This is a genomic window from Oleiharenicola sp. Vm1, from assembly GCF_047777955.1.
GTDB lineage: Bacteria > Verrucomicrobiota > Verrucomicrobiia > Opitutales > Opitutaceae > Didemnitutus.
Genome location: NZ_CP180537.1, coordinates 4,094,572 through 4,116,516 on the forward strand (window position 1 = coordinate 4,094,572; position 21,945 = coordinate 4,116,516).

The following is a 21,945-nucleotide window of genomic DNA, read 5'->3' on the forward strand; positions in this document are numbered from 1 at the left end:
CCGCGATGATCCCGGTCCCGTCCCACCGCCTGCTCTGGTGCGTCGCCGCGCTCGTCTCCGCGGCTGCGCTGGCCGGGCCGTTGCCGGAACTGTGGCCCCTGTGCGTGCTCGCCCTCGCCGCGCTCGCCGCCACGGCCGGCGCCGACCTGCTGCTGACGCTCCGCGCCGGCGCGCTGCCGACCGTCACCGGCGACGCGGTCGCCCGGCTGACGAAGGACCGCCCGGCCCGCCTCGCGCTCGTGCTCTTCTACGCGGACGGGGCGCCGTCGCAGCTGCGGCTCGGGCTGGCGCTGCCCGCGGTGTTCGCCAGCGCGAAGCCCGACCTCCTGGTCGTCCTGCCTGCCGGCGGCCGCCGCGTGTCGATCGCCTGGGAGTGCACCGCCGGCCGCCGCGGCCGCTACGCACCCGGGCCCGTCTGCCTCGAGGCGCCGTCGCGCCTCGGCTTCTGGCTGCTGCGGAAGCAGCAGCCGCTCGCCGGCGAGCTGCGCGTCTACCCCAACCTGTTTTCCGAGCGCCGGCAGCTCGCCGCGCTCTTCCTCAACCGCGGCCTCGCCGGCGTGCAGCTGCGCCGCACGATCGGCCGCGGCCGCGAGTTCGAGCGCCTGCGCGAATACCAGCCGGGCGACAGCTTCGACGAGGTGCACTGGAAGGGCACGGCCAAGCGCGGCCGGCCGGTGACGAAGATCTTCCAGGTCGAGCGCACGCAGGAGATCCACGTGGTGGTCGACGCCTCGCGGCTGTCGGCGCGACCGGTGACGCTGGACGGCCGCACCGTGACGACGCTCGAGCGGCAAATCACCGCCACGCTCGTGCTGCTGCTCGCCGCCGGCCGGCAGGGCGACCGCTTCGGGCTGGTGGCCCACGACGCGCGGGTGCGGACCTTCGTGCGCGCCGGCAGCGGCGCGACGCACTACGGTGGGTGCCGCGAGGCCATCCACGCGCTCGAGCCGAGCGAGACGACGCCGGATTTCGCCGAGCTGTTCGCGCTGCTGCGCACGCGCCTGCAGCGCCGCTCGCTGCTCGTCTTCCTCACCGACCTGAGCGACCCGGTGCTGGCGGAACAGTTCGTGAAGCACATCCCGGTGCTCTCGCGCCAGCACCTCGTGCTCGTCAACCAGGTGCGCGCGCCCGGCACCGAGCCGCTGTTCACCCGCCCGGTGGCGGACGAGGCGGCGATGATCGAACGTCTCGCCGGCCACTACCAATGGCGCGAGGCGCACGAGATCGCGCAGCGCCTGCACCCGCACGGCGTGCGCTGCGCGCTGCTCGAGCACGAGCGGCTGGCCGCGGAGATGGTCGGCCAATACCTGCGTGTGAAGGGAGGCGGATTGCTGTGATCGTCGACCTGCCCAAGTTCGTCGCGGCCGAGGAGCCGTATTGGACCCGCCTGGAAAGGATCCTCGCGCAACGCCAGCAGGACCCGTGGGCCCCGCTCACCCTCGAGGCGGCGAAGGAGCTGGATTACCTCTACCGGCGCGCCGGGGCGGACCTCGCGCGCGTGGCGTCGTTCTCCGCCGAGCCCGAGATGCGCCGCCGCCTCGAGCAGCTCGTGGCCCGCGCCTACGCCGAAATCCACGGCCCGCGCCGCGAGGTCGCGGCGCGGCTGCGGCCGTGGCGCTGGCTGAGCGCGACGCTGCCGCGGACGCTGCGCCGCCACGCGCGGGCGCTGTGGCTCACGGTCGCGGTCACGCTGGCCGGCGCGGCCTTTGGCGGCATCGCGGTGGCGGTCGACCCGGAGGCGAAGGAGGCGCTGATGCCGTTCTCACACCTGCGGGGCGACCCGGCCGACCGCGTCGCCGAGGAGGAGCGCGCGATGAGCGACCGGCTGTCCGGACACAAGGCGACCTTCGCCGGCGAACTGATGACGCACAACACCCAGGTCGCGCTCTTCGCCCTCGCCCTCGGCATCGCCTGGGGTGCGGGGACGATCGTGCTGCTGTTCTACAACGGCGTCATCCTCGGCGCGGTGGTGGTCGACTACCTGCTCGCCTGCCAGGGCGTGTTCCTCGCCGGGTGGCTGCTGCCGCACGGTGTGATCGAGATCCCCGCCATCCTCGTCGGCGCGACCGGCGGCTTCGTGCTCGCGCGCGCCGCGATCGGCCGCGACGACGGCCGGCCGCTGGCGGTGCGCCTGCGCGCGGTGGCCGACGACGTCGCGACGCTCGCCGCGGGCGCGGCGCTGCTGCTGGTCTGGGCGGGCGTGGTCGAATCCTACCTCTCGCAGTATCACGAGCCGGCCATCCCCTACGCGCTGAAGATCGCCTTCGGCCTCGTGGAGGGCGCGCTGCTGCTGACCTATTTCGGCTGGGCCGGGCGGGGCCGGGCGGCGGAGGCGGCGCCATGACGGAGGAACGGCTCGACCGCCTGCGCGTGCGCACACCGGAGGGCGTGAGCTTCACCTTCGAGCTGGCGAGCCCGGTGACGCGGCTCGCGGCCTGGGCGGTCGACAAGGCCACGATCATCGCCGCCTGGTCGCTGTTGTCGGCGTTGATCATGATCGTCGGCGTGCTCAGCCCCGACCTCGCGCGCGGCGCGATCCAGATCGGGTTCTTCGTCCTCGCCACCGGCTACGGCATCGCCTGCGAGTGGCTGTGGAACGGCCGGACGCTCGGCAAGCGCCTGCTCCACCTGCGCGTGATGGACGAGCGCGGGCTGCCGCTGCGGTTCTCCCAGGTCGTGATCCGCAACCTCCTCCGCGCGATCGACTCGCTGCCCATCGCCTACCTCGTGGGCGGCGGGGCCGCGCTGCTGGGCCGCAAGGCGCAGCGGCTGGGCGACTTCGCCGCCGCCACCATCGTCGTGCGCGAGCCGCCGCTGGCGCGCACCGACCTCGGCGGGCTCGTGCTTGCGAAATACAACTCGCTCCGCGGCCAGCAGCACGTCGCCGCACGCCTGCGGGCCGCGATCAGCCCGGCGCTGGCCTACGCGGCGCTGCAGGCGCTGTGGCGGCGCGACGAGCTCGAGGACACGGCGCGCGTGACGCTCTTCGCCGAGCTGGCGGCGCATTTCCGCTCGCTCACGCCGCTGCCGGTGGAGGCGGACGAGGGGATCTCCGACGAGCAGTTCGTGCGCAACGTCGTCGAGGTCGTCTTCGGCGCGAAGCCCGGGATCGCGGCCGACGGCGGCCCGGGCCCGGCCAGCGCGGCCGCAGCGTCCGGAGGGTGACGGCGAGATTTCTCTGGTTTTGCGGCTAAGAAAACGCAGGCTCGCGCGTCGAGCATGGCAGGTGACGTGAACACCCCGGAACAACCAATGAAAGCCATGCCTTCGTGGAAGCGGCGGTCGCCCGCCATCAAGCACCGTTGGTGCGCTACGCTACCCGACTCCTGCACGGGGACGCCGACCGCGCCCGCGACGTCGTGCAGGACACCTTCGTCAAGCTGCTCGCGCAGAAGCCGGCCGAGATCGACGGCCACCTCGCGGAGTGGCTCTTCACCGTCTGCCGCCACCGCGCGCTCGACGTCCTGCGCAAGGAGGGCCGCATGAAACTCTTCGAGGAAGGCCAGGCCGAGCGCCTCAGCGCGCCCGAGCCGCGGCCCGGCGCCGGCGCCGAGCGCGCCGAGACCCAGGCCGCCGTGCTCAAGCTGATCGAGCGCCTGCCGCGCAACCAGCAGGAGGTGGTGCGGCTCAAGTTCCAAAACGGTTTCAGCTACAAGGAAATCAGCCGCATCACGTCGCTGTCGGTGACGAATGTCGGCTTCATCCTGCACACCGCCGTGGCGCGGCTGCGAAAGGAGATGGCAGCGCAGGCCGAGTGAGGCCGCCGCCGAAGGAGAAACCCCATGAATATTTCGGAATTCAATCCAGACGATCCCCGCCTGACGGCCTACGCCCTCGGCGAGATGGAGCCGGCGGAACGCGCCGAGTTCGAACAGTGGCTGCGGCAGCACCCGGACGCGCAGCGGGCGGTGGAGGACATCCGCGCCACGGCGGCGCTGCTCGGCACGGCGCTGGCGGAGGAACCGGCCGGTCCCGGCGACAACGTGATCGACGCCACCGCCGTCCTCGCGGCCCAGACCAAAACCGCACCGGAGCCGGTCGATGAATATCGCCAGAAACGCAGCAAGCTCCTCCGCTTCCCCGCCCTCTACTACATGACCGCCAGCCTCGCGGCGGCGTGCTTCACGGTGATGTTCTTCACCTCCGCCGAGTATCAGGCGAAGGAGCAGAAGCGCTACATCGAGATGAACGAGTCGCTCGCGAGCGGCATGCGCGCGAAGATCGCCAGCGCCCAAGCGGCGGAGGAGCGTCGCGCCGAACTCGCGCAACGCGCCGAGACCGACGCCAAGCAGCGGCAGGAGTTTGCCGTGACGCTCGCACTGCCGTCGGCCCCGCCGCCGCCGTTGGAGGTGGCGGCAAGCCAAGTGCCGGCCGTGCAAGACGCCGTCGGCAAACTGGAGCAGTTCAAGGTTGCGCCGGCGCCCGCGGGCGCGGCGGCTCCCGCCCCTCGATTCGAGCAATCCTACGGCTACTCCGTCACCAATCCGACCCTGGCGGCGCGCGCTCCACGGACGCGCAATGTTCTCGCTCAAACCGCGAATCCTTCGGCCAGTCTATCCGCGGTCAACCTGCCGCAAACGGAGCCCGCCAACACCGAGGGCTACGCGCAGGCGTCGGAAAATCCCTTCCTCACCGTCGCGCAGAATCCGCTCTCCACGTTCTCGGTCGATGTCGACACCGCGTCCTACGCGAATGTCCGCCGCTTCCTCCGCAACAAGCACCTGCCGCCGCCCGCGGCCGTGCGCATCGAGGAACTCGTGAACTATTTCCCCTACCGCTACGCTCCGCCTTCGGGCGGCGCGCCGTTCGCCGCGCACATGGAGGTGGCGAGTGCGCCCTGGGCGCCCGAGCACCGCCTCGTCCGCATCGGCCTCAAGGGCCGCGAGGTCAGCGACGCGGCCCGCCCGCGCGCGAATCTGGTGTTCCTCCTCGACGTGTCCGGCTCGATGAATGAGCCCAACAAGCTTCCGCTCGTGCAACAGTCGCTGCGGCTGCTCGTCGACAAGCTCCGCGCCGACGACCGCGTCGCGATCGTGGTCTACGCGGGCGCGTCCGGCCTGGCGCTGCCGTCGACGCCGGGGCGCGAGAAGGCGAAAATTCTTAGCGCCATTGACGCGTTGCGCGCCGAGGGCTCGACCAACGGCGCGGCCGGCATCCAGCTCGCCTACGACATTGCGAAGGCGAACTTCGTGAGCGGCGGCGTCAACCGCGTCGTCCTCGCCACCGACGGCGACTTCAACGTCGGGGTGTCGAGCGAGGGCGAGCTCAGCCGCCTGATCCAGGAAAAGGCGAAGAGCGGCGTGTTCCTCAGCGTGCTCGGCTTCGGCATGGGCAACTACAAGGACAGCACGCTCGAGAAGCTGGCCGACCAGGGCAACGGCAACTACGCCTACATCGACTCGCTCGCCGAGGCGAAGAAGACGCTGGTCGAGCAGGCCGGCGGCACGCTCGTGACGATCGCCAAGGACGTGAAGCTCCAGGTCGAGTTCAACCCCGCCGTCGCGCAAGCCTACCGCCTCATCGGTTACGAAAACCGCATGCTCCGAAAGGAAGATTTCAACAACGACAAGATCGACGCCGGTGAGATCGGCGCCGGCCACACCGTCACGGCGCTCTACGAGGTCATCCCCGTCGGCGTGCCGCTGCCTGAGGCCAGCTCCGTCGACGCGTTGAAATATCAAAAGACGGCTGCGACCGGAGGACAGAGCACGGAGGCCGGAGCCCGGAAGGCCGTCGTGGGCGCGAGCGACGAGTTGCTGACGCTGAAGGTGCGCTACAAGGAGCCGACGGGCGACGTAAGCTCTAAGCTGGAGTTCCCGCTGCGCGACACCGGCAAGGCCTTCGCGGACGCGAGCGCGGACTTCAAGTTCGCCGCCGCGGTCGCTTCGTTCGGCATGGCGCTCAAGAACTCGCCCTTCCGCGGTGAAGTGAAGCTCCCCGAGATCGCGCAGTGGGCCCGCGAGGGCACGACCGACGACGCCGGCGGCTACCGCGCAGAATTCGTCGAACTCGTGAACGAAGCGAGCACGCTGATGGACAATTGAGCCGCCATGATGTGATCGGAACTGGGGCACGTTGACCTCAACGCGCTTCTGGCCGGCGCAAGCCGAGGAGCGCGTCGAAGAGAACGCGCTCCACCTCGCCGACGATCAGAGGCCTCCACCGCCCGCGATCCGGTGCGGCAATCGGGCGAGATGATCACAAAACCTCGGCAAAGCTCACTGCGCTTTTCGCGGGATCACGCGAGCGGCAGACACGGCGCGAGCCGTTATCTCGCCACCCGTCGCCGGCGCACCGCGATGAGGGCCACGAGACCGAGCCCCGCGGCCCAGGTGGCGGGTTCCGGGATGGCGCTCGCCGTGGCCGTCAGCTCCAAGGTCGAGCCATTGAACGCGAGCACGTAGTCGTAACCGGCGATCACGTTGCCGAGGCTGAAATCGGAGAGGTCGAAGCTGTTCGTGGTCGCGCCGGAGAAATCGAAGAGCGGGTAAGTCGCCGCGGTGAATCCCCCGGCGTCGCTCAGGTTCAGCGTGACCGCGCCGGTCGACGGCCCGGTGAGCGTGCCACCGCTGACGCGGATGAGATCGCTGGTCGTGCCGAGCTGGAAATCGAGAACGGCGCCATCGTTCAAGGTCAGGCCGTTGGTGAAGGTCAGCGTGCCGGGCGAGTTGCCCGGAGCGATGTGGCCGCCGGAAGCGATGGTGGTCTCGCCATCGACAAAGCCGCTGCCGCCGAGCGTCGCACCGGAGTTGATCGTAACCGCGCCGGTGCCGACGCCGGAGCCGGTGGTGTTGTTCACGAGCAGCGTGCCGCCGTTGACCGTGGTGCCGCCGGTGTAGGTGTTGGCATTCGTGAGCTCGAACGTGCCCGTGCCCTGCTTCACCAGGGCCAGCCGCGCCGAGGGGTTCGTCTGGTGGTAAGGGGTGTTGTCGTCCGTGCCGTCGATGACGAGACCGCCGAAGGTCTGCTTCGCTCCGTCGAACTGCAACGTGAGCGTGGCGCTCTGGTTATTGCCCAGCCCATTCCGGATCACACCGCTGTTGCCCACCGAGCTGAGGGAGCCGAGTTTCATCGCATAGCCGTTGAGATACAACGTGCCGCCGGTGCCGCCACCTGATGCGTCGAAGACCAGATTAGCGCCCAGACCGAAGATGTTAGCGGCCCAGGGCTGGACGGAGCTCTCGTCGGTGAGCGTGATCGTCCCGCCCGTGATGGAGTTGGTCACGTAGATATCGAGATAGGACTGATCGTGGAAAATCTGACTTCCGCCGGTGACCGCATTCGCGCTCACGACGCCGGGACTGATATCCGTCAGGTCCAAGATAGAGAGCAAGGAGTGATCGTAAAATATCTGGGTGCCGCCGACGACACTGTTGCTGCCGCCGACAACGCTAATGCCGGCATTTGAGACGATGCCATAGCCCGCCGCCAAGGTGGAGCTGTTGCGAAAGATCTGCGTGCCACCGCGCAAGCCCCTCAAAACGACTCCGTTCAATCCCGACCCCAAATAGTCCGACCCGTCGAACGTCTGCGTGCCGCCTCCGATCGAAACGTCGACGGTGGAAGCGTTGTTGAAAAACTGCGTGCCGCCGTTGATCGGCGCGGTGCCGGAACCGGTCACCGTCGAGTGGTCGAACGTCTGCGCGCCGGCGGTGAGGGCATTGTTGATGAGTGAAATTTGCGCATTGCCGCCGAAACTCTGGGTCGTGCCCGCCGCAAAGGCATCCGCCGTGTGGATCGCGAACGAGCCGCCGCTGAAACTGAAATCCGACGCGATGCCGTTGCTGGTGTAGAGATGCACGGCCGTGTTCGTAAACGACAGCGTGCTGCCGCTGATGGCGTGCGGAGCGGAAACGCTCACCACGCTGTTTTGCGAGAAAGACTGCGTGCCGCCGGTGATCCGGTCGCTCTGGTTGAAGGTCACGTTGGAGCCCTTGACGAGCAGTGTGCCGCCGGTGATGGCGTTCGCCACGTTCAGGTTGAGCTGACTCCCAAGCAATTCCTGCGTGCCGCCGGTAATGCCGCCCACGGCGTTGAGATTGAGCGCACCGCCGTTGAGGCTTTGGAAGCCGCCGGTGATGGCATTGGCCGCGTTCACATTGAGGACGGTCAGATACTGAGTGCCACCGGTGATGGCGCTGGCGACGTTCGCATTCACGCTTCCGGAACCCTCGAAGCTCTGAGTGCCCCCGCCGAAACCGCCCGCGGTGTCGACGGTGACGGTGCGGACCAGGCCGGGGTTGTCGTCGGGCGGGCTGAAAAGCCACACCGTGTTCGCTTGGTTGAGATTGCCTGAGACCGACGTCGTGTAGTCGGTGTAGATGTAGATCTCGGTCGCGGCGCGGCAGGGAATCGTCGCGCCCAGGAGCATCAGAAAAAACAACCGGCCGAGATGGCCTGCGCCGAAGGCGCGCGCGGTGAGGGGCATGGAAATCGTGGGCTCCATTCGTGGGGCGCGAGAGCGATGTCAGCCCCGGACACGAGCCGCAACCGAAAAGACCTGACCGCGCAGTGAAATTTCAGCGCGTCAACCGGCGGTATTTGATCCGGTGCGGCTGATCGGCGTCCTTGCCCTTCCGGCGGTGGTAATCCTCCATGTAGCTGGAGTAGTTGCCGGCGAACCAGTGCACGTAGCTGTCGCCCTCGAACGCCATGATGTGCGTCGCGATGCGGTCGAGGAACCAGCGGTCGTGCGAGATGATCACGGCGCAGCCGGCGAAGTTTTCGAGACCTTCCTCGAGCGCGCGGATCGAATTCACGTCGAGGTCGTTCGTCGGCTCGTCGAGCAGGATGAGATTCGCGCCGCTCTTCAGCACGCGTGCGAGGAGCACGCGGTTGCGCTCGCCGCCGGAGAGCACGCCGACCTTCTTCTGCTGGTCCGCGCCGGTGAAGCCGAACTGCGCGCAGTAAGCACGGCTGTTCACCGTGCGCGCACCGAGCGGCATCATCTCCTGGCCGTCGCTGATGACCTCCCAGATCGTCTTCTCGTTCTGCAGCGAGTCGCGCGATTGCTCGACGTAGGCCGACTTCACCGTCTCGCCGATGCGGAACGTGCCCGCGTCGGGTTTTTCCAGTCCGGTGATGAGCTTGAACAGCGTGGTCTTGCCCGCGCCGTTCGGGCCGATCACGCCGACGATGCCGCCGGGCGGGAGCGCGAAGGACAGGTTTTCGTAGAGCAGCTTGTCGCCGTAGGCCTTCGTGACGCCCTGCGCTTCGACGACGAGGGTGCCGAGCCGCGGGCCGGGCGGGATGATGATCTCGAATTTCTTCTCCTGCTCCGCGACGTCCTGCTTGAGCATCGCCTCGTAGGCATTGATGCGCGCCTGGCCCTTCGCCTGCCGCGCCTTCGCGCCGGAGCGAATCCACTCGAGCTCGCGCGCCATCGCCTTCTGGCGACGGTCCTCGGTGCGCTGCTCGATCGCGAGGCGCTTCTGCTTCTGCTCGAGCCAGCCGGAGTAGTTGCCCTTCCACGGGATGCCGTGGCCGCGGTCGAGTTCGAGGATCCAGCCGGCGACGTTGTCGAGGAAGTAGCGGTCGTGTGTCACGGCGATGACCGTGCCCTCGTAGCGCGCGAGGTGCTGTTCGAGCCAGCCGACGCTCTCGGCGTCGAGGTGATTGGTCGGCTCGTCGAGGAGGAGGATCGACGGTTTCTGCAACAACAGCCGCGCGAGCGCGACGCGGCGGCGTTCGCCGCCCGAAAGCGTATCGACAATGGCGTCCGGCGGCGGGCAACGCAGCGCGTCCATCGCCTGCTCGACCATCGGCGCCGTGTCCCACGCGCCGAGCGCGTCGATCTGTTCCTGGAGTTTCGCCTGCTTCTCGGTGATGGCATCGCGCGTGGCGTCGTCCTCGGCGGCCGCGATCTCGTCCCACGACGCGTCGTAGGCGGCGGTCAGATCGGTGAGGTGCTTGACGCCCTCCTCGACGCACGCACGCACCGTGGCGCCGGGCGTAAGCTGCGGCTCCTGCGGCAGGAAACCGACCGGGTAGCCCGGCTCGAACGCCACATGGCCGTCGAACTCCTTGTCGAGGCCGGCGAGGATGCGCATGAGCGAGGACTTGCCGGAGCCGTTGAGGCCGAGCACGCCGATTTTCGCGCCGTAGAAAAACGACAGCGAGATGTCGCGGAGGATTTCCTTGCGCTCGATCTTCTTCGAGACGCCGAGCATCGAGAAAATGATCTTGGGCGTGGAGTCGGACTGGGCCATGGCGCAAGCAAGGAGGCCCGGGGCGCGGCGCGGCGAGCCCAAAAAATCCGGGACGCGGCCCGGACAAACGAAACGCCGGACCAGGCCGGTCCGGCGTCGCGGAGAGGGAAATGCGGTGAGCGCGCCGCTCAGAACGCGTAGCTCACGCCGAGGGCGTAGAGCCACGGGTCGAGCTTGGCCTTGGTCAGGCTGGCGCCGCCGGCGTAGACGTCGGAGCGGATCGCGGCGCGCTTCACGTCGACGTTGAACGACCAGCGTTCGTCGATCTTCCAGTCGACGCCGGCCTGGGCGGCGAGGCCGATGCTGTGGCTGTCGAGGCCGAGCGGCACGCCAGCGACCGACAGGTTGGCGTCCCAGATGAGGGTGTAGTTCACGCCGAGGCCGACGTAGGGGCGGAACGTGTTGCCCGGAAACGCCCGATACTGCACCAGCAGCGTCGGCGGCAGGTGCTTGAACGAGCCCAGCTTGCCCACGCCGGCGAGCGAGACGTCGTGCGACTGCGGGATCGTGAGCACGAGCTCGGCGGACACGGTATCCGAAAACGCGTAGTCGACGTCGATCTCGGGAATCAGCTTGTCGCTGACCGAAATCGCATTGGCGGCGAAGTTGGTGCTGAGCGCAGTGAAGGCGTCGGATTTGTCGACCGTCTGCAGGTAGGTCGCGCGAAGGCGGACCGACCAGGGACTGGCGGCGGAGAGGGAAACGGCGCACAAAAGCAGGAGCGCGCCGTGCGTGAGACGACGGAGGGACTGGTTCATGGTTTGGTTGGTGTGGTCCGTGGGTGACGGACCGGAGGCACGATACCGGTCGTCCGACCGCGCGGCTCGGCCTCGGTTGACCGACACTGTGCAGCCATTGGCCTGCCGGAGGTCGGCGCGCTCCGCCTGAGCCGTTGGGCCCAAGCGCCACTTCGGGGTTTTCAAGCGCGGGACGGTGCGCTTGCCTCGCGGCATGCTCCACTTCGTCGTCGAAATCACGTTCACCGCCGAGCTCAGCCGCATCGAGCCGATCGTGGCCGCGCACCGCGCCTTCCTCCAGGTCGGCTACGACCGCGGCTGGCTGCTGATGTCGGGACCGAAGAACCCGCGCGACGGCGGCATGGTCGTCGCCCGTGCGCCCGGCAAGGCCGAGCTGGAGGCGTTCTTCCGCGACGATCCCTACGCCCAGGCCGGCGTGGCCACGTATCGCTTCACGGAGTTCAACCCGGTGAAGCGCCAGGCCTTCCTCGAGAACTGGGCCACCGGCGCCTGAGCGGCCGCCGCACCGGCGGGCCGGGGCCGTAACCGAAAAGTAACCCGGCCGCGGTCGCCGCATTGCATATTTGCCTTGGCGAATATGTCGGCCGCTGCTTGAACCGAGTCCGTGCACCTGCTCCGCATCTACGACTGCCTGTGCGATGCCACGCGGCTCCGCCTCCTGAATCTGCTCGCCGGGCAGCCGCTGTGCGTCTGCCACCTCGAGGCCGCCCTGAAGCTCCCGCAGGCCCGCATCTCGCGCCACCTCGCCTATCTCCGGCGCCACGGCCTCGTCACGGTCGAGCAGCAGGGTCCGTGGCGCGTCTACGCGCTCGCCCAGCCCGCGCCTGCGGCCCTCACGGCGAATCTCGCCTGCCTGCAGGACGCACGCGCCACCGAGCCGGAGTTCGCCCGCGACGTCGAGCGACTGGCCCATCTTTCCACCCAGCTCGACTGCGGCTGCGCCACGCCCGAAGTGCCGCGCCGCCGGATTCTCCGTCTCACTCGCCGCTAATATGAGCACCGCCAACGCCACCCCCGCCAAACGCCTCAACTTCTTCGAGCGCTACCTGACCGTCTGGGTGCTCGTCTGCATGGTCGTGGGCGTCGCGTTCGGCCGCCTCTTCCCCGGCACGACGGCCGCGCTCAGCCGCCTGGAATTCGGCCAGGGTTCGCAGGTCAACATCCCGATCGCCGTCCTGATCTGGCTCATGATCTACCCGATGATGCTGAAGATCGACTTCGGCTCGCTCGTCGGCGTGACGCGCCGCCCGCAGGGTCTGCTCGTGACGCTCTTCGTCAACTGGCTGGTGAAGCCGTTCAGCATGGCGCTCTTCGCGTGGCTGTTTTTCCGCCACGTGTTCACGCCGTGGGTCGACCCGGCCACGGCCAACGACTACACCGCCGGCCTCATCATCCTCGCCGCGGCGCCTTGCACCGCGATGGTGTTCGTCTGGAGCTACCTCACCGACGGCGACCCCGCCTACACGCTCGTGCAAGTCGCGGTGAACGATCTCATCATGCTCGTGGCCTTCGCGCCGATCGTGATGTTCCTCTGCGGCGTGGCCGACGTCGTCGTGCCCTCAAAGGTCCTCATCACGTCCGTCGTCGTGTTCATCGTCATCCCGCTCGCCGCCGGCTGGCTCACGCGCACCGCGCTCTTGAAATCGCACGGGCGCGACTGGTTCGAACAGAAATTCCTGCCGAAATTCCATCCGATCGCCGTCGTCGCTCTGCTCGTCACGCTCGTGTTCATCTTCGCGTTCCAGGCGGAGAACCTCACGACGCGCTGGCTCGCCGTGCTGCTGCTCGCGGTGCCGATCGCGCTCCAGGTCTATTTCAACTCCAGCCTCACCTACCTGCTGATGCGCTGGCTCAAGGTGCCGCACAACGTCGCCGCGCCCGGCGCGCTGATCGGCGCGAGCAACTTCTTCGAGCTGGCCGTGGCCGTCGCGATCACGCTCTTCGGCCCGTCCTCCGGCGCCGCCCTCGCCTGCGTCGTCGGCGTGCTCGTCGAGGTGCCGGTGATGCTCTCCGTCTGCAAAGTCTGCAACGTCTCGCGCGACTGGTATCGTCGCTCCACCGAAACCGTTTCCACATGAGCAAACCGTCCGTCCTCATCCTCTGCACCGGCAACTCCTGCCGCAGCCACATGGCCGAAGGCGTCCTGCGCGCCGCCGCCGGCGACGTCGTCACTGTCCACAGCGCCGGTTCGAAACCCGCCGGCTACGTGCATCCGAAGGCGATCCAGGTGATGCGCGAGATCGGCATCGATATTTCCGCGCACACCTCGAAGCACATGAAGGAATTCATGAGCACGCCGGTCACGACGGTCATCACCGTCTGCGGCAACGCCGACCAGGCCTGCCCGATCTTCCCCGGCCAGGTGAACCGCCACCACTGGCGCTTCGACGACCCCGCGCACGCCACCGGCACCGACGAGCAGGTGCTGGCGGAATTCCGCCGCGTGCGCGACGAGATCAAGAAAGTCTTCACCGCCTACGGCGCCGGCCTGCGCGAGGGTGCGGCAGCCCGGTAGGCCGCGCTCCGGCGAGATCGCGCTCTACCCGCCCGCGCCGGTCGCCGTCACTCCAGCTCGCGCGTCGCCTCGATCTTGCGCGCCTCAATGTCGATGACGTCGCCCGCGGCCGACGATGGGCCGCCCGGTCGGGACGCCCCGGGCCGCGCGGCGCCCGGTCGAGCTTCACGGCGAACCTTCCTTCCCGAAAGCGCCAGCAGCGCGGCGACGACCAGGATCACGCCCAGCACCAGCGCACCGAAGAACGCCGCGACCACGCCGACCACGGCCGCCAGCCCGATCGCCACGAGTTTGAGGATGCGACGCACGAGCTACGATTCCGCTCCTTCGACCCGGGTGGCAAGCGCCGAGCGTGTCTAGCCGGCTCGCGGCTCGACTCGCCCCGCCGCGCGCCCTAGGTTGCGCTCACTCACACCCCCACGCTCATGAAAAAATACCTCGTCGAGTTCATCGGCACGTTCTTCCTCGTCTTCACGATCGGCATGACCGTCATCGCGCCCGGCGCGGGCGCCATGGCGCCGCTCGCGATCGGCTCCGTGCTCGCGGTGATGATCTTCGCCGGCGGCCACGTTTCCGGCGGACATTTCAATCCCGCGGTCACGCTCGGCGTCTGGCTGCGCGGCAAATGCGACACCGGCGACGTCGTCCCCTACATGGGCAGCCAGGCCGCCGGCGCCCTCGTCGCCGCCCTGGCGGTGAAGGCGCTCAAGACCGGCCTCGTCACCAAGGCCGCGACCATCGGCGGCGCGATGACGCCGGAAATCCTGCCCGCGCTGCTCGCCGAGTTCGTGTTCACCTTCGCGCTCGTCTGGGTCGTGCTCAACGTCGCCACCGCGCGCGGCACCGCCGGCAACTCCTTCTACGGTTTCGCCATCGGCTTCACCGTGCTGAGCGGCGCCTACGCCGTGGGCGGCGTCTCCGGCGGCGTGTTCAATCCCGCCGTCGCGATCGGCGTCTGCACCCTGGGCGTCATCGCCTGGGGCAGCTTCTGGATCTACCTCGTCGCGAACTTCGCCGGCGCCTTCGCCGCCGCGCTCGCCTACAAGACGGTCAACGGCGCCGACTGAGTCGCGCCCGCGCTCGCCCGCCCGCCGCCCCGCCGTGCGCGGGGCGTTTTGTTTTCGGCGCCACGAATCGGACCTTGAAAGCCGCGCCGCCCTCGCAAGCATCCCGGCGCCCCGGCATGAACAACGAAACCCTCTGGCTCATCCGCCTCGGTTTGGACGCGAAGTTGTTCACCCGCGACCACGCCTTCGCGATCCTGAAGGCCGCCGGCCGCGACGCCGCGCTCATGGATTTCGCGCAGCGGCTGATCGACGACGGCTATGTCACCGACGTCGAGCAACTCGAAACCCTCGCCGGCAACGCCCAGGCCCGCGCCGCCGTCGGCCCGCCGCCCGGCAACCCGCTCCTGGACGAGGACCCCGCGGCGGGCGACGCCACGGCGTCCTCCGGCCCCGCCGCCGGCGGGACGGGCCCCGCGCTCGATTTCCCGTTCGACCGCATCGCCGCGCTCGACGACGCCGCGCTCGCCGCGGCGGTCCGCGCACTCCTGATCGACACCGGCCGGCAGGGCGCAAGCGACCTCCACCTCTCCGCCGGCTCGCGCCCGTTCGTCCGCAAGCACCGCGCGCTCACGCCGATCACCGATCGCATCCTCACCGCCGAGGAGTCGCTCCGCCTCAACACCGTGCTCCTCGCCGAGCACCAGCGGAAGATCTACCTCGAGCGCCGCGACTACGACCTCGCGCTCGCGCTCGACGCCAAGAACCGCTTCCGCGTGAACCTCATGTTCCACAAGGGCGGCGCGTCCGGCTCCTACCGCATGATCCCGGCCGGCATCCCCAAGCTCGACGAGCTCGGCCTGCGCAACCTCGACACCATCCGCAAGCTCCTCTCCTACCACAACGGCCTCATCCTCATCACCGGCCCCGTCGGCGCCGGCAAGACGACCACGCTCGCCGCCATGGTCGCCGAGCTCAACGCCCAGCGCCAGGACCACATCATCACCGTCGAGGACCCCATCGAGGTCGTCCAGCTCCCGCAGGGCTGCAACGTCACCCAGCGCGAGGTCGGCCCGCACACGAAGTCGTTCTTCTCCGCCCTGAAGGGCGCGCTGCGCGAGGACCCCGACGTCATCGTCATCGGCGAACTGCGCGACCTCGAGACGATCGAGATGGCCATCAGCGCCTCCGAGACCGGCCACCTCGTCATCGGCACCATGCACACGAGCGACGCCGCCACGACGCTCAACCGCCTCCTCGACGTCTTCCCGCCCGCGCAGCAGACGCAGATCCGCGCCAGCGTCGCCGAGAGCCTGCGCGGCGTCGTCTGCCAGCGCCTCCTGCCCGGCACGCGCGGCGGCCTCGTCGTCGCCTGCGAGATCATGGTCTCCAACCTCGCCATCCAGGCGCTCATCCGCGAGGGCAAGACCTCCGGCCTGCGCAACACCATGGAGACCGGCGTGCGCGAGGGCATGTGCATCATGGAAAACGTCGTCCTCGAGCTCTACCAGCAGGGCAAGATCTCCAAGGACACCGCGCTCGCCAACGTCACCACCCGCAACGTCCGCGCCAAGATCACCTGAGCCATGGCCGCGATCGACACCCTCCTCCGCACCATGCTCGACCGGGGCGGCTCCGACCTCCACCTCACCGTCGGCCTGCCGCCCAAGTCCCGCATCTCCGGCTCGCTCGTGCCCATCGGCGACACCCCGATCGACGCCGCGCAGATGGAAGCCTTCCTGCGCGAAATCTGCCCGCCGAAACGCTGGGCCGAGTTCCTCGAGCGCAAGGACCTCGACCTCGCCCACGAAGTCCCCGGCCTCGCCCGCTTCCGCGGCAACTACCTCTACAATCATTGGGGCCAGGCCGCGGTCTTCCGCCAGATCCCGGCAAAAATCCTCTCCTTCGCGCAGCTCAACCTCCCCGAGGCGCTGAAACGGCTCTGCCACCTCGACCAGGGCCTCGTCGTCGTCACCGGTCCGACCGGCTCCGGCAAGTCCACGACGCTCGCGGCGATGATCGACTACATCAACGAGAACCTCGCCCGCCACATCATCACCATCGAGGACCCGGTGGAGTTCGTGCACCCGTGCAAGAAATCCACCATCGTCCACCGCGAGGTCGGCGAGCACACCGAGTCGTTCGGCGCCGCGCTGAAGGGCGCCATGCGCCACGACCCCGACATCCTCCTCCTCGGCGAGATGCGCGAGATGGAGACGATCAAGCTCGCCCTCTCCTGCGCCTCCATGGGCATGCTCGTCTTCGGCACGCTCCACACCAACAACGCCCCGAAGACGGTCGACCGCATCATCAACACCTTCCCCGCCGAGGAGCAGAACCAGGTGCGCGTCATGCTCGCCGGCTGCCTCGCCGGCGTCGTCGCCCAGCTGCTCTGCAAGAAGGTCCCCAAGGGCCGCGTCGCCGTGCACGAGATCCTGCTCCAGCACGAGGCGCTCCCGAACACGATCCGCTCCGGCCAGATCGCCAACATCCGCGGCATCATCGAGAGCGGCGCCGCCGACGGCATGATCACGATGGACAACAGCCTGATGGCGCGCGTGAAGGACGGCACCGTCGAGCCGAAGGAAGCCTACATGAAGAGCAGCAACAAGTCCCTCTTCGCCCCGCTCCTGAAACCCGGCGACCTCGATCCCGCCAGCGGACACTGAGCGGAGCCGCCCGCGGTTTCAGTCTGCCGGCGCGCCGAGACCCGCTCAGCCCGCCATCGTCGCCGGCTCGTTCGTGCCGGGCTGCATCAGGCGGATCAAATCCGCGTAGTCCGCGCCATACATCTCGTGCTGGTCCAGGCGCGGACCGCCCGAGGGCGGCGTGATCCGGGCAAACCGCGCCGCCTGCAGGAAACGCTTTCCGTCGTCCGTGGCCGCCATCGCATAAATTTTTTCTACCGGGCCGACGTTGAGGCTCTCGATCATCAATCCGATCGTTTCCCACAGATACGGGCGCAGCTTCCGCCGATCCTCCCGCTCCGGGATGATGATGCTTTCCAGGTAGAGATGCCGGCTCGCGGCCACGCCGGATTTGATGAGCTGGTCCGCCGTGATCTCCGACTCCTTGATCGCGCCGGACAGATAGCGCTGAAAAACAGCGTCCTGGATCGCCAGGAGCGTCACGTGCCCCAGCAATTTCCGCTCCGGCCCCAGCGATTCGATCACAAAAAACCCGGCCGGGCTTTGCCGGAACCAGTCGACGTATTGTCCGGCCGGGATCGCATCCGGACCGAAGAACCTCTGCTGCAGGGCCGAAATCTGCGGCAGGTCCGACAACGTGGCCCGGCGCCACGCGAACGAACCGATGCCATACCGCGCATGGAGATACTCCAGGAAGGCCCGCTTGAAGCGCAGTCGGTTCCGGGGCTGAGCCAGCCAGGCGCGGTGCCGGTGGGCCTCGTAGTCCATGACCGGGCTCCACGTCTCGATCAGATCCTCATCATCGTCGCACCGGTCGAAGATCGTCTCGATGAAGTTCCACAGCATGTAGGCGTAGGTGTCGTATTGGTGGCGCTTCGTCCGGTCGGTGCACAACTCCGGCCGCGAGAGACATTCGATCTCGAGCGACACCTTCAGCAAATCGGCATACATCCCGTCGATCTGCTCGTAGTGCTGCATCTTCGCGCCCTTCTTGAAGCTGTAGGCGGCGAAGAGCAGGGCCGGGATCGCCGCAATCTGCCCGATCGCCGACAGCGCCGACCAGTAGATGGAGGGTTCGCAATACTGCCACCAAAGGAGACAATTACCTAGGGCGACTAGGCTCAGTGCGATCCAAAGTGTCGTTTTGGGTTTCAAGGGATGGGGCCCGGAGGGAGGTTTTCACGCCCACGCCTCCGGCGCGAGCGCGGAATCTTGGCGCGGTCAGCCATCACCGCCACTCGGGGCGATCGCCCGCGTGGCGCCGCCCTCCTCCGCGCGAACGCTACGGTCGCGCGCCATCCGTTTCCGGGTTGGTGACGCGTTCCAAGTGGCGGAGGAACTCCAGCGCCTCCTCGCGCGACGCCCCGCACATCGCCTCGCTCGGCCGCAAGCCCGCGCAGAACGCCGGCCGCTCCGGCCGGCCGAAGAGCGCGCACCGCAGGTCCGGCAGCAGCTGCACGCACGGAATCCCCGCCGGCTTGCCGTGCGGCATGCCCGGGATCGGCGACGTGATCGACGGCGCGATGCAGCACGCGCCGCAGGCGGAACGGCAGTTCATGCCCTCACTTGAGCACGGATCGCCGAGATGTCACGGCGGACTTTCCGCCGCTCCCGGACGTCCGCGCTGGCGCGGCGTTCACTGCAACGTCAGATAGACCCGCGGTCCCTTGTTCTCCTTGGCCGCCTCCTTCGGCTGGGTGAGGAAGAGCCGGTCCGCGGCGATCTTGCCCTCGTTCATCAGGTAGTCGCGCACCCGCTGGGCGCGCGCGGCGGCGAGGCGCGCAGGTCGTCCGGCGCCACCGCGAGGGTGGCGGCGAGGCGGCCGGTCATTTCCTCGAGCGGCAGCCCCGTCGCGGCGGCGGCCGCCACGGCCTGCTCGTGCTCCGTCGCGCGCTTCGCGTTTTCCGCCGCCGCCGCGCGCTGTTCCCGGCGCTCGGCCAGGGTGAGCGCGCGCACGACGCGCTGGAAGAAGCCGCGCGGGGGCGGGGGCGGTGTCGCCACGGCCGGCGCCGCCGGGAGCGGCGTGCCGAATTGCGTGCCGGGCGGGAATTTCTCGTCGAAGAGCTGCTTCAGCTTCGCTGCGTAGGCCTCCGGGGCGATCTCCAGCCGGTCGGGCGGCGGCAGGTTCGGATCGGCCGCGCGCCGTTCCTCCCAGATCTTCGCGCGCACGAGCGCGGCGAGCTTCTGCCGCTGGAGGACAAAGCTGTCCGCCGGACCGTCGTAACCGCCCTCGATGCCGAGGCTGAGGCCGGGGCGGTTCGTCAGCGCCTTCACCAGCGTGTCGAGCTTGCCGCGCTCGGCCGCCCGCAACGTGGCGAGGCCCGGATCGAACTCCTGGAACGCCAGCTCGTCCCCGCCGCCGCCGAACATGGAGCCGAGCAGCGCGAAGGGCGACACCGCGGCCTTGGTCAGGAGATTGCCGATCACGCGCCACACCACGCGGCTGATCTTCAGGTCCGGGTCGCTCAGGTCGCCCGACACCGGCACGTCGATGACGATCCGACCGTCGAGGTCCTTCAGCAGCGCCACGCCGAGCCGCACGGGCAGCTGGGTGGCGTCGGGACTGTTGACCGCGGCGCCGAAGGTGAACTGCTGCAGCGTGAGCACGTTCTCTGAGCGCAGCTGCGAGCCCTCGACCTGCGCCTTGACGTCGAGCGCCAGCTTGCCGCGCGCCAGCTCGTAGCCGGCGTATTTGCCGCTGTAGGGACTGAGCGGGAGCAGATCGACGTTCTTGAAATCCACCTTCACGTTCACGAAGCGCGGCGTGCCGAGCGGGTCGAGCTGGCCCGTGATCGCCACCGGCCCCGCGCCGTCGACCGTGCCGTGCAAGTCCACGTCGGCGCGCGCCGGGTTCTCCGACGACATCCCGCCGATCGTGCCGCCGAACTGGCCCAGCGCCATGCGCACCTGCGGGCTCAACGAGCGATCGACGAAGCTGAAGTCGCCCGCCTCGATCTTGACCGCCCCGATGGCGATCCGCGGCGCGGCGGCGGGGGTCGCGGCCGGAGCAGGCGCGGCGCCGCGAGCGGCGCCCGGCTCGGGGATCGGCGCCGGGCGCACGAGCCCGGCGAGGTTGATCGACTTGTCCTCGCGCACGACGACGCGGGCATAGGGACCGACGACGGCGACTTCCTTCAGCGTGGCCGACAGCGTCGGTGCGGTCGCGACCGCGAGGCCGTTGAGCGCGAGCGAAGTGAAACCGGCCAGATCCTCCTGCAACGCGCCGTCGACCAGCCCGAGCCGGTCGACGCGCAGATCCCCCGTGGCCGTGACGGCCGTCCCGGTCGCGCCCGGGACGAGCCGCAGGCTTTGCCGGCACGACACCGCGCCCTGCGCGATCCGGGCGTTGAGCTGTTGCTCGAGATAGGGACTCAGCGGCAGCAGCGCGAAGTCGGCGACCTCGGTCTGGAGTTCCGCGCGGAGATCGGGACGCACGCTGACCTTGCCCGCGACGGAGACTTTCCCCTGCGGCGCCCAGTCGAACGCGAGCCGCAGCGGCATCTCCGCCCCGTCGGCCAGCGACACGTCGCGCAGCGAAAACTGGAGCCCGCCCAACGCCAGCTTCGCCGGTCGCGGCGCGGCCAGGTCCGTGACCTCGACCTGGAAATCCTGCAACGCCACCTCGCCCACGCGCACGTCGGGCAGCGGACTCGCCGGCGCCGCGGGAGCCGCCGGCGCGGACGCCGGGGATGCGGCGACCGCGGGCGTGCCGGCCGCGGGCGGCGGCGCGAGCATTGCCCGCCAGTTGAGCGTGCCGTCCGGTTCGCGGCGCACCGCCACGCGACCGCCGCTCGCGCGCACGGCGGCGATCCGGCCCGCCAGTTTCACCGCGTCGAACTCCGCCCCGGCCACATCGAAGGCGGCCAGCTCCAGCGCGGGAGCGCGGTTCGCCCGCTCGAGCAGCTTCAGCCCGCGAAGTTGCACCGCGCCGTCCGTGAGCCGCAGCACGCGCGCCGGCGACGAGAGGTCCGCTTCGTAGCGCCCGCGCACGCTGAGCCGTCCGTCGGCCAGCTCGGCCTGCGTGCGATCGGCGTAGTAGGCGGCGTATTTCGCCAACGCGATGTTCTCGAGCTTCAGCTCGCCCCGCGAACGAAGCGGCTCGGCCGACAGCGTGCCCTGCCATTCCAGCTTCTCGCCGGCCTCGGTCGTCGCCGCGAAGCGATACGGCGCGCCGCGCTCGCCGACGGTGCGGAACTCCGTGAGGTGGAACGACAGCGGTCCGACCACCGTGGCGAACGGCCGCGACCGCGACCGGTCGGCGAAGTCGATGCGCGCGTCCCGGACCGTGAGGCTGCCGATCCGCACCGGCCGCGCCGGCGGCGGGCGCGCCGGCACCGGCGCCGCGCCCGGGGGCGGCGTGAGCTTCGCGATGATGTCGGCAAAGCTCGGCCGGCCGTCCGCTCGATCGCGGCGGCGAGGTGGAAGCCATCGAGCTCGATCGCATGCAGCACCCAGTCGCCACCGAGCGAGGCGAGCGCGTCGAAGTTCACGTAGAGCCGTTCCCAACCCGCGAACGAGCCGGACTTGTCCGCCCGGCGGATGTCGAGCCGCTCGATCGTCACCGACAGCGCGTAGGGATTCACGCGCACCCGGCCCACGGTCACCTCGCGGCCGAGCGCGGCGCCGAGGCGTTTTTCCAGCTGCGCCCGCACGATCGGCGGCAGCACGAAGAAACCGGTGACGGTGAACACGCCGAGCAGCCCGAACAGAATCCAGAGGTTGCGCCGCGTGCGAACGGACCAAGTGCGCGGGTTCATCGCTCCCAGCGTAGCCCGCCACCCCGGATGCGCAACGCGCAACCTCCCCTCCGGC

19 protein-coding genes are annotated in these 21,945 nt (G+C 69.1%); 12 read left to right on the forward strand and 7 right to left on the reverse strand.

The genetic code is table 11. The annotated features are described in order from the left end of the window. Positions 1-5: 5 nt before the first annotated feature. The 5 genes from ACMYLB_RS19600 to ACMYLB_RS19620 all read left to right on the forward strand — a co-directional run bounded on the left by ACMYLB_RS19600 (position 6) and on the right by ACMYLB_RS19620 (position 6,044). Positions 6-1,337: a DUF58 domain-containing protein gene (locus ACMYLB_RS19600; protein ID WP_415908631.1), complete on the forward strand. Its 1,332-nt coding sequence runs from the start codon at positions 6-8 to the stop codon at positions 1,335-1,337. After that, entirely contained in the window at positions 1,334-2,344 is a 1,011-nt protein-coding gene (locus tag ACMYLB_RS19605; RefSeq protein ID WP_415908632.1) for a stage II sporulation protein M, read from the forward strand. The genes ACMYLB_RS19600 and ACMYLB_RS19605 overlap by 4 nt, the downstream gene beginning before the upstream one ends. Continuing rightward, a complete protein-coding gene (locus tag ACMYLB_RS19610; protein WP_415908633.1) occupies positions 2,341-3,165 on the forward strand; it encodes an RDD family protein in 825 nt (274 codons plus the stop codon). The genes ACMYLB_RS19605 and ACMYLB_RS19610 overlap by 4 nt, the downstream gene beginning before the upstream one ends. Positions 3,166-3,305: 140 nt before the next feature. Further along, positions 3,306-3,758, forward strand: coding sequence for an RNA polymerase sigma factor (locus ACMYLB_RS19615; RefSeq protein ID WP_415908634.1), 453 nt, complete (start codon positions 3,306-3,308; stop codon positions 3,756-3,758). A 24-nt stretch (positions 3,759-3,782) separates the two neighbouring features. Continuing rightward, positions 3,783-6,044, forward strand: a complete 2,262-nt coding sequence (locus tag ACMYLB_RS19620) for a YfbK domain-containing protein (protein WP_415908635.1) — start codon at positions 3,783-3,785, stop codon at positions 6,042-6,044. A gap of 224 nt (positions 6,045-6,268) precedes the next feature. On the opposite strand, the gene ACMYLB_RS19625 is transcribed toward ACMYLB_RS19620, so the two are convergent. From ACMYLB_RS19625 to ACMYLB_RS19635, 3 genes are all read right to left on the reverse strand, one after another. Then, positions 6,269-8,428 carry a beta strand repeat-containing protein gene (locus ACMYLB_RS19625; protein ID WP_415908636.1) on the reverse strand — a complete coding sequence of 720 codons (2,160 nt, stop codon included), beginning with the start codon at positions 8,426-8,428 and terminating at the stop codon, positions 6,269-6,271. Between the two features lie 91 nt (positions 8,429-8,519). Continuing rightward, positions 8,520-10,208, reverse strand: a complete 1,689-nt coding sequence (ettA, locus tag ACMYLB_RS19630) for an energy-dependent translational throttle protein EttA (protein WP_415908637.1) — start codon at positions 10,206-10,208, stop codon at positions 8,520-8,522. Positions 10,209-10,336: 128 nt separating this feature from the next. Continuing rightward, positions 10,337-10,966, reverse strand: a complete 630-nt coding sequence (locus ACMYLB_RS19635) for an OmpW/AlkL family protein (protein WP_415908638.1) — start codon at positions 10,964-10,966, stop codon at positions 10,337-10,339. Positions 10,967-11,159: 193 nt separating this feature from the next. Here ACMYLB_RS19635 and ACMYLB_RS19640 point away from each other — a divergent pair, with 193 nt between their 5' ends. The 4 genes from ACMYLB_RS19640 to ACMYLB_RS19655 all read left to right on the forward strand — a co-directional run bounded on the left by ACMYLB_RS19640 (position 11,160) and on the right by ACMYLB_RS19655 (position 13,481). Then, on the forward strand, positions 11,160-11,459 hold the full coding sequence (locus ACMYLB_RS19640; RefSeq protein WP_415908639.1) for a YciI family protein: 300 nt from the start codon (positions 11,160-11,162) through the stop codon (positions 11,457-11,459). Between the two features lie 111 nt (positions 11,460-11,570). After that, the gene (locus ACMYLB_RS19645; protein ID WP_415908640.1) at positions 11,571-11,957 is read left to right on the forward strand and encodes an ArsR/SmtB family transcription factor; all 387 of its coding nucleotides are present in this window, start codon (positions 11,571-11,573) and stop codon (positions 11,955-11,957) included. 1 nt (position 11,958) lies between these two features. Next, positions 11,959-13,044 (forward strand): ACR3 family arsenite efflux transporter, encoded by a 1,086-nt coding sequence (gene arsB, locus ACMYLB_RS19650; RefSeq protein ID WP_415908641.1) that lies wholly within the window; start codon positions 11,959-11,961, stop codon positions 13,042-13,044. Further along, on the forward strand, positions 13,041-13,481 hold the full coding sequence (locus ACMYLB_RS19655; protein ID WP_415908642.1) for an arsenate reductase ArsC: 441 nt from the start codon (positions 13,041-13,043) through the stop codon (positions 13,479-13,481). The genes arsB and ACMYLB_RS19655 overlap by 4 nt, the downstream gene beginning before the upstream one ends. 47 nt (positions 13,482-13,528) lie before the next feature. Here the strand turns inward: ACMYLB_RS19655 and ACMYLB_RS19660 are convergent, their stop codons facing one another. Continuing rightward, positions 13,529-13,789, reverse strand: a complete 261-nt coding sequence (locus ACMYLB_RS19660) for a hypothetical protein (protein ID WP_415908643.1) — start codon at positions 13,787-13,789, stop codon at positions 13,529-13,531. A gap of 117 nt (positions 13,790-13,906) precedes the next feature. Here ACMYLB_RS19660 and ACMYLB_RS19665 point away from each other — a divergent pair, with 117 nt between their 5' ends. The 3 genes from ACMYLB_RS19665 to ACMYLB_RS19675 all read left to right on the forward strand — a co-directional run bounded on the left by ACMYLB_RS19665 (position 13,907) and on the right by ACMYLB_RS19675 (position 17,154). After that, a complete protein-coding gene (locus tag ACMYLB_RS19665) occupies positions 13,907-14,548 on the forward strand; it encodes an MIP/aquaporin family protein (RefSeq protein WP_415908644.1) in 642 nt (213 codons plus the stop codon). Positions 14,549-14,664: 116 nt separating this feature from the next. Continuing rightward, positions 14,665-16,068, forward strand: coding sequence for a type IV pilus twitching motility protein PilT (locus ACMYLB_RS19670; protein ID WP_415908645.1), 1,404 nt, complete (start codon positions 14,665-14,667; stop codon positions 16,066-16,068). 3 nt (positions 16,069-16,071) lie between these two features. Further along, a complete protein-coding gene (locus ACMYLB_RS19675) occupies positions 16,072-17,154 on the forward strand; it encodes a type IV pilus twitching motility protein PilT (RefSeq protein WP_415908646.1) in 1,083 nt (360 codons plus the stop codon). A 45-nt stretch (positions 17,155-17,199) separates the two neighbouring features. Here ACMYLB_RS19675 and ACMYLB_RS19680 read toward each other — a convergent pair whose 3' ends face one another. From ACMYLB_RS19680 to ACMYLB_RS19690, 3 genes are all read right to left on the reverse strand, one after another. Continuing rightward, positions 17,200-18,288, reverse strand: coding sequence for a hypothetical protein (locus tag ACMYLB_RS19680; protein WP_415908647.1), 1,089 nt, complete (start codon positions 18,286-18,288; stop codon positions 17,200-17,202). A 127-nt stretch (positions 18,289-18,415) separates the two neighbouring features. Further along, positions 18,416-18,691: a YkgJ family cysteine cluster protein gene (locus ACMYLB_RS19685; RefSeq protein WP_415908648.1), complete on the reverse strand. Its 276-nt coding sequence runs from the start codon at positions 18,689-18,691 to the stop codon at positions 18,416-18,418. A 179-nt stretch (positions 18,692-18,870) separates the two neighbouring features. Next, complete coding sequence (locus ACMYLB_RS19690) at positions 18,871-21,912, reverse strand: DUF748 domain-containing protein (protein WP_415908649.1); 3,042 nt, start codon at positions 21,910-21,912, stop codon at positions 18,871-18,873. Between the last annotated feature and the right edge of the window lie 33 nt (positions 21,913-21,945).

Coding starts and splice junctions, on each gene's coding strand:
- ACMYLB_RS19670 (WP_415908645.1), top strand. CDS start 14,665: ATGAACAACGAAACCCTCTGGCTCATCCGCCTCGGTTTGGACGCGAAG.
- ACMYLB_RS19620 (WP_415908635.1), top strand. CDS start 3,783: ATGAATATTTCGGAATTCAATCCAGACGATCCCCGCCTGACGGCCTAC.
- ACMYLB_RS19640 (WP_415908639.1), top strand. CDS start 11,160: ATGCTCCACTTCGTCGTCGAAATCACGTTCACCGCCGAGCTCAGCCGC.
- ettA (WP_415908637.1), bottom strand. CDS start 10,208: ATGGCCCAGTCCGACTCCACGCCCAAGATCATTTTCTCGATGCTCGGC.
- ACMYLB_RS19610 (WP_415908633.1), top strand. CDS start 2,341: ATGACGGAGGAACGGCTCGACCGCCTGCGCGTGCGCACACCGGAGGGC.
- arsB (WP_415908641.1), top strand. CDS start 11,959: ATGAGCACCGCCAACGCCACCCCCGCCAAACGCCTCAACTTCTTCGAG.
- ACMYLB_RS19685 (WP_415908648.1), bottom strand. CDS start 18,691: ATGAACTGCCGTTCCGCCTGCGGCGCGTGCTGCATCGCGCCGTCGATC.
- ACMYLB_RS19635 (WP_415908638.1), bottom strand. CDS start 10,966: ATGAACCAGTCCCTCCGTCGTCTCACGCACGGCGCGCTCCTGCTTTTG.
- ACMYLB_RS19665 (WP_415908644.1), top strand. CDS start 13,907: ATGAAAAAATACCTCGTCGAGTTCATCGGCACGTTCTTCCTCGTCTTC.
- ACMYLB_RS19625 (WP_415908636.1), bottom strand. CDS start 8,428: ATGCCCCTCACCGCGCGCGCCTTCGGCGCAGGCCATCTCGGCCGGTTG.
- ACMYLB_RS19675 (WP_415908646.1), top strand. CDS start 16,072: ATGGCCGCGATCGACACCCTCCTCCGCACCATGCTCGACCGGGGCGGC.
- ACMYLB_RS19655 (WP_415908642.1), top strand. CDS start 13,041: ATGAGCAAACCGTCCGTCCTCATCCTCTGCACCGGCAACTCCTGCCGC.
- ACMYLB_RS19600 (WP_415908631.1), top strand. CDS start 6: ATGATCCCGGTCCCGTCCCACCGCCTGCTCTGGTGCGTCGCCGCGCTC.